This is a genomic window from Candidatus Marivariicella framensis, assembly GCF_982709265.1.
The window spans coordinates 1-6,289 of the sequence record NZ_CEXPNT010000006.1; the positions used below are offsets into that span (position 1 = coordinate 1).

Below are 6,289 nucleotides of genomic sequence, written 5' to 3' on the forward strand. Positions count from 1 at the left end.
TGATGCTATGCAAAATAAAGCTTCATCATCTTTAATTACTAGTGTTGGAAGTTTTAACACAATAAGAAACACATTAAAATTTTCGACAGGACTTTTGAATAATTATTTTGAATTGTCGGGACGTCTATCTAAAATCACATCTGATGGATATGTTGACAGAGCAAGTTCTAATTTAAAATCATATTTTTTACAAGGAGCATATAAAGATGAAAACACATTAATTAAAGCTATTGCTTTTGGTGGTCACGAAATTACTTATCAATCTTGGTATGGTATTGAAGACTTATCCAATAGAACATATAATCCTGCTGGAGCAATATATGATGATAATGGATTATTAACTAGTTTTTATGATTCACAAGAAGACAATTATCGTCAAGATCACTATCAGTTTCACTGGAATGAGCAAATAAATTCCTTGTGGAGCACCTCTTTAGGTCTAAATTACACCTATGGAAGAGGATACTATGAAGAGTATAATGACTCAGGGTCTGATACAAATTTTTCATACTTACAATTAAATCCATTTAATATTGGAAGTGAAACTATTTCAGAGACAGAAAATGTAACTAGAAAATGGTTAGATAACAATTATTATGTTTTGACAACAAGCGCAAACTATATTAAAGGTCAAACTCGCATAGACATGGGAGTGTTATTTAGTAGATATATTGGAGATCATTTTGGAACAATTTTATGGGCGCAAAATTCAGGTGATATACTTCCAAGAAAAAGATTTTATGAAAATAAAGGAGATAAAAAAGAAATAAATATTTATGCTAAACTAGAACAACCCTTAACAGATCAAATTACTGGATTTATTGACCTTCAATATCGAAATGTAAATTATGATATTAATGGTGTTTTGGCAGGTCCTCGATTATTTAAAGTTAACAGTAAGTATAGCTTTTTTAATCCTAAAGCAGGTCTAACATATCAAATGGTTAATAATCAACAGCTATATTTCTCTTACTCAAAAGCACAAAGAGAACCTACTAGATCTGATTTTGAAAACGGGAATCCAAAACCTGAGATATTAGACAACCTTGAATTTGGCTGGAGAATTAATCAAAACTTTTTTCAGGTATATTCCAATATATATTTAATGGCCTATAAAGATCAATTAGCTTTAACTGGAGCTTTGGACGATGTTGGAACCCCAATAAGAGAAAATATTGGAGAAAGTAGTAGGCTGGGAATAGAAATTGAGATTAAGGTGAATTTATTAGAAAAATGGCTACTTCAATCCAATATTGCATTAAGTAAAAACACCAATAAAGATTTTTATTTTAAAAGAGATGGTGTTTTAAATTCCCTTGGCAATACCCGTTTGTCATATTCACCCGAATTAGTTTTTGGAAATATTTTAACATACAAACCTATAACAAATTTAAACATATCGTTACTAACAAAATTAGTAGGAGAACAGTATATGAGTAATATTGAAGCTAAAGGTTCAAGATTAGACTCATATTCTGTAAATGACATTAATATTAGCTACCAATGGAAACCTCAATCTGCTATAAGTCTGATGACTCTGAACTTATTAATCAATAATGTTTTTGATAAAAAGTATGTTTCAAATGGATATTTCTATACTTATGATGATAATTGGTCTTCGCCAAATCAGATAACAACTATTGAAGGAACTGGATATTATCCTCAAGCTGGAATTAACTTTCTTATAGGATTAACAACTAGTTTTTAATTGGAAATAATAATTGTTTTACCAAACCTTTCAGACCTATAGTTTAAAAGAGGATATTGCGAAGAATTTTCAACATCTCCTTCTATTAATTGACCAGTAGCAAGACTATATTTAAAATTATCACAGTTGCAATTGGAAAGAAGCCCCTCGATTATGAGTTTAGAGCAGGCTTCTAATTTGTGATTTGAGCAACTGGCCTCCCAAGCAAAAATGTCATTTCCGTTTATATTAAAAATTAAAAGTCCATTAATCCCTCCATATGGAATAAATTTACTTCCTCCAGCAAAATTCAGATTGTCATATTCAGGTAAATTCAAATTAATGCTATGATTAAAAGACACTTCGTATAGAAAAGGATTTCTTTTAATATCATCATTATTGCATGAAAATAGAATAGCAAAAACATATAATACCGAAAGTATTTTAAAGGCATGGAAACTTAAAAAGGTCTCAGTTTTCATATATTTGTTAATTACTGTTTGTTTTAGGTATTATATTAAAATAATTAAAGTACAAAGTTATGAGTAAGGTTTCATATTACACCGAAGAAGGTCTAAAAAAACTTCGGGCTGAATTAAATCAGCTTAAAGATAAAGAAAGACAAAAAGCTTCCCAAGCAATTGCAGAAGCTAGAGATAAGGGAGACTTAAGTGAGAATGCTGAGTATGACGCTGCAAAAGAAGCTCAGGGGATGTTAGAACTTCGTATTTCAAAAATGGAAGAAGTGCTTTCTGGCGCCAGAATTATTGATGAATCACAATTAGATACTTCAAAAGCTCTTATTTTATCCACTGTAGAGGTGAAAAATATAAGTACAGGTCAGATAATGAAATTTACTTTAGTTGCTCAGACTGAGGCAGATCTGAAAAGCGGCAAAATTTCTGTTGAATCGCCCATAGGTAGAGGTTTGTTAGGTAAAGGAGTTGGTGAAATTGTAGAAATTTTAATTCCAAATGGAAAAATTGAATTTGAGATAATTAAAATTAATCGTGATTAATGAAAAGCATCTTTTCTAAATTAATTAATGGAGAATTACCGTGCAATAAAGTAGCAGAGTCTGATGAGTTTTTAGCATTTCTGGATATTAACCCCAACACCTTAGGACATACTCTTTGTGTTCCTAAAAAAACTGAAGATAAAATCTTTGATCTTTCGGAACAAGAATATCTTAGATTAATGAGTTTTAGTAGAAAAGTAGCTTTAGCAATAAGAAAATCAGTTAAATGCAAAAGAGTTGGTATAAGTGTTATTGGACTTGAAGTCCCTCATGTCCATGTTCATTTAATCCCGCTAAATGAGATGGAGGACATGACCTTCCAAAAAAAAATAAAAGTTGATTCAAAAACAATGATTCAATTATCTAAAAATATAAGTTCTAATTTTAACCTGCTTTAAGTAATTCAATTGAGATGGTTGTCCCTTTTTTAGGAATAGAATTTTTCAGATATATTTTCCCTCGATGGTAATCAACTATTATTCTCTTAGCTAGAGATAGTCCTAGGCCCCACCCTCTTTTTTTTGTTGTAAAACCAGGAGAAAATATTTTATTAAAATTTTCTGATTTAATACCCTCTCCGCTATCTTTAACCAAGATTATTAATTTATTGTCATTTAGGTAAGAAGAAACAAGAATTTGGCCCTCACCTTTCATTGCGTCAATTCCATTCTTAATTAGGTTTTCTATTGTCCAGCTTAAAAGTTGATTGTTAACAGGGGCTATCGTAGACTCTTCAGTTAAATGTGTTTTAATATTGGTAAGGTCAGAACTTCTTTTTTGAATATAAATAACAGTTTGTCTAATTATTAAATTTACATCTTGAAACTCTAATACTGGATCCGACCCAATATTAGAAAATCTTTCGGTTATTATTTTGAGTCGATCAATATCTTTTTCCATTTCTGAAATACTAACTTCTGGTTTTTGACCTTCTTTCATTAAAGTAGTCCAGCCTATTAAAGAGGATAAAGGAGTTCCGATTTGATGAGCTGTTTCTTTTGCCATTGCAGCCCAAAGGCTATTTTGTTCAGATATTTTATTTGTTTTAAAAATAAAGTATAACAGCAAGCCAAAAAGCATAATAATTAGAAATAGCGCTAATGGATAATATTGAAGTTTTGTTAACAAAGTAGAATCACCATAATATAATTTTTGATCAACTAAAAGTTTACCAGAAAGAGAATCTCTGTATTCGATTATTATCGGTTTATTTTCTTTTTTTATTTTTTCTAAACTATTGTATAATCTTATTGAATCAGATCCTAATACTAATTCAAAATTCTTAAAATCAATTATTTTATTATTAGCATTAACTTGAATCATTGGATTTGTTCCAATTTGTTGTAAAATCTCAAATGTTATACTGTTGGGGTTTTTATTTTCAATAAAATCTTTTTGAGCCATAGCCCATAGCTCCATTTTAAGCCTTTCTTCTTTTTTTAATTTTTGAAAAAGAATATTTGTATTCCAAACAATTAGGATTACGATTACAAAGGCTATCAAGGGCCATATTCGCTTTAGAGTTAAAGATGTTTTTCTACTCACGAAAATTATTTACTGCAATATAATTGAATTTAAATAATCTAATGCTTTTGAGTTCCTAAGGAAAAAAGTTTTTGTTATTTTTGATAAATAAAACAAAACCTATGGAAATTATTGGTAAAATAAAATGGATAGATGAAACTAAGGAATATGGCACTAAAGGATTCAGAAAAAGAGAGTTAGTCATAACTACCGAAGAGCAATATCCCCAAAATATTTTAGTTGAATTTGTGCAAGACAAATGTGATTTATTAAACGCCTTTCAAATAGGTAAACAAGCAAAAGTTAGTATTAATTTAAGAGGAAGGGAATGGACTAATCCTGAAGGTCAAGTAAAGTATTTTAATTCTATTCAAGGATGGAGAATAGAAGAAATAAGTGAAGAGTTAAATAAAGAGATGCCTCCAATGCCTCCACCAACAACTTTTGAAAGTGCAGAAGGAGATGATAACGAAGCTGAAGATGATTTACCATTTTAAGAATTAAGTTCTAAATACCTATAGCAATTTTTTTGATGACCATTAATTACTCCGGTCGCCATTAGATATGCATATATGATTTTAGGACCTATAAATTTGAACCCTTTTTTCTTGAGGTCTTTGTAAATCTTTAATGCCATGGGTGAAAAATTATTTAAAGGATCTAGGTATTCTTTCAGCTTAGAATTTTTTTTATGAACTAATAAATATTTGTAAAAGCTTCCGTGTTTTTTTTGAATCTCAATAAAATTTTTAGCGTTCATGATAGTTGATGTAATTTTTAACCTATTTCTGATAATGCCTTTATCAAGCATAAGTGTTTCAATTTTTTTATTATCATAAATTGATATTTTATGTAAATCAAACTTATCAAAAGCATAAATAAAGTTTTTACGTTTTTTAAGCACCGTATACCAACTAAGACCTGCTTGAAATATTTCTAATATTAAGAATTCGAATAATTTATTGTCATCAGAAATTGGAACACCCCATTCTATATCATGATAGTTTTTATACAATTGATCATTTGAGCACCAAGAACATCTAATTTTATCTTTCATTTGAGAAAGTTTAATTTAACACTAATTCAAAAAAAAACCTCCATTAAGGAGGTTTTTATATTTAAATTAAATAGTGTTTATACTAGAGATAGTCTAGAAAAACCTGTTACTTTAAGGTTTTGATCAAAAGAAGAAACATACTGTTTAACACTTTGTTTTCCGTCTTTAATATAATCTTGATTAACAAGGGTATTGTCTTTAAAAAATCTCTTTATTTTCCCTTTCGCTATGTTGTCTAACATAGCCTCTGGCTTACCTTCCTGACGTAATTGATCTTTAGCAATTTCAATTTCTTTTTCAATTATACTTGAATCAACACCTTCCTCATTTAGAGCAATTGGATTCATGGCAGCAGCCTGCATAGCAACATTTTTAGATATTTCCGCAGCATTATCAATAGATAAAGAAAGACCAGTTAAGGCAGCTATTTTGTTTCCAGCATGAATATAATAGCCCACAAAAGAAGCTTGTAAAGTTTTAAAACCACCAATTTCAATTTTTTCTCCTATAAGTCCAGTTTGTTCAATTAGTTTTTCAGAAACGGTCATTCCAGAGAAGTCAGATTTTAAAAAAGATTCAAGACTTTCATGATTTAACGCCTTATCAACCAATGCATTTGCAAGGTTTAAATAGGATTCATTTTTAGCAACAAAATCAGTTTCACAATTAATCGAAATTATAACACCCTTAGTGTTTTCAGAATTAACTTTAGCTAGTACAGCCCCTTCAGAAGAAATTCTATCAGCTCTATTTGCAGCTACTTTTTGACCTTTCTTTCTAAGATTTTCAATAGCTTTATCAAAGTCTCCTTCAGCTTCAACTAAAGCTTTTTTACAATCCATCATCCCAGCTCCAGTGGATTGACGGAGTTTATTTACTTCTGCAGCAGTAATTTTCACAATTTTTTAATTTTGTTGAATATTTATTTTTTTTCTTTGGACTTAGCCTTCTTAGTTGCAGTTTTAACTTCAGGAGCAACCTCTACTTCAGGAGCAACCTCTAC

8 protein-coding genes are annotated in these 6,289 nt (G+C 29.8%); 4 read left to right on the forward strand and 4 right to left on the reverse strand.

The window, feature by feature from the left end; all coding sequences use genetic code 11:
- Window positions 1-1,708 (forward strand): TonB-dependent receptor (locus tag AC34EU_RS03235; protein WP_489696051.1); only part of this gene is annotated, 1,708 nt, incomplete at its 5' end.
- On the opposite strand, the gene AC34EU_RS03240 is transcribed toward AC34EU_RS03235, so the two are convergent.
- A complete protein-coding gene (locus AC34EU_RS03240; protein WP_487533382.1) occupies window positions 1,705-2,169 on the reverse strand; it encodes a hypothetical protein in 465 nt (154 codons plus the stop codon). The two genes, AC34EU_RS03235 and AC34EU_RS03240, sit on opposite strands and share 4 nt — an antisense overlap.
- A gap of 59 nt (window positions 2,170-2,228) precedes the next feature.
- On the opposite strand from AC34EU_RS03240, the gene greA reads away from it, so the two are divergent.
- Complete coding sequence (greA, locus tag AC34EU_RS03245; protein WP_489696052.1) at window positions 2,229-2,705, forward strand: transcription elongation factor GreA; 477 nt, start codon at window positions 2,229-2,231, stop codon at window positions 2,703-2,705.
- A complete protein-coding gene (locus tag AC34EU_RS03250; protein ID WP_487533380.1) occupies window positions 2,705-3,103 on the forward strand; it encodes an HIT family protein in 399 nt (132 codons plus the stop codon). The genes greA and AC34EU_RS03250 overlap by 1 nt, the downstream gene beginning before the upstream one ends.
- Here the strand turns inward: AC34EU_RS03250 and AC34EU_RS03255 are convergent.
- Window positions 3,090-4,250 (reverse strand): ATP-binding protein, encoded by a 1,161-nt coding sequence (locus AC34EU_RS03255; protein WP_489696053.1) that lies wholly within the window; start codon window positions 4,248-4,250, stop codon window positions 3,090-3,092. The two genes, AC34EU_RS03250 and AC34EU_RS03255, sit on opposite strands and share 14 nt — an antisense overlap.
- 101 nt (window positions 4,251-4,351) lie before the next feature.
- Between AC34EU_RS03255 and AC34EU_RS03260 the strand changes: the two genes are divergently transcribed.
- On the forward strand, window positions 4,352-4,726 hold the full coding sequence (locus AC34EU_RS03260) for a DUF3127 domain-containing protein (RefSeq protein WP_489666940.1): 375 nt from the start codon (window positions 4,352-4,354) through the stop codon (window positions 4,724-4,726).
- Here AC34EU_RS03260 and AC34EU_RS03265 read toward each other — a convergent pair.
- Both AC34EU_RS03265 and tsf read right to left on the reverse strand, forming a co-directional pair.
- A complete protein-coding gene (locus tag AC34EU_RS03265; protein WP_489696054.1) occupies window positions 4,723-5,286 on the reverse strand; it encodes a DNA-3-methyladenine glycosylase I in 564 nt (187 codons plus the stop codon). The two genes, AC34EU_RS03260 and AC34EU_RS03265, sit on opposite strands and share 4 nt — an antisense overlap.
- Before the next feature lie 77 nt (window positions 5,287-5,363).
- Complete coding sequence (tsf, locus tag AC34EU_RS03270) at window positions 5,364-6,188, reverse strand: translation elongation factor Ts (RefSeq protein ID WP_487533422.1); 825 nt, start codon at window positions 6,186-6,188, stop codon at window positions 5,364-5,366.
- Window positions 6,189-6,289 lie beyond the last annotated feature (101 nt).

Coding starts and splice junctions, on each gene's coding strand:
- AC34EU_RS03250 (WP_487533380.1), top strand. CDS start 2,705: ATGAAAAGCATCTTTTCTAAATTAATTAATGGAGAATTACCGTGCAAT.
- AC34EU_RS03240 (WP_487533382.1), bottom strand. CDS start 2,169: ATGAAAACTGAGACCTTTTTAAGTTTCCATGCCTTTAAAATACTTTCG.
- AC34EU_RS03265 (WP_489696054.1), bottom strand. CDS start 5,286: ATGAAAGATAAAATTAGATGTTCTTGGTGCTCAAATGATCAATTGTAT.
- greA (WP_489696052.1), top strand. CDS start 2,229: ATGAGTAAGGTTTCATATTACACCGAAGAAGGTCTAAAAAAACTTCGG.
- AC34EU_RS03260 (WP_489666940.1), top strand. CDS start 4,352: ATGGAAATTATTGGTAAAATAAAATGGATAGATGAAACTAAGGAATAT.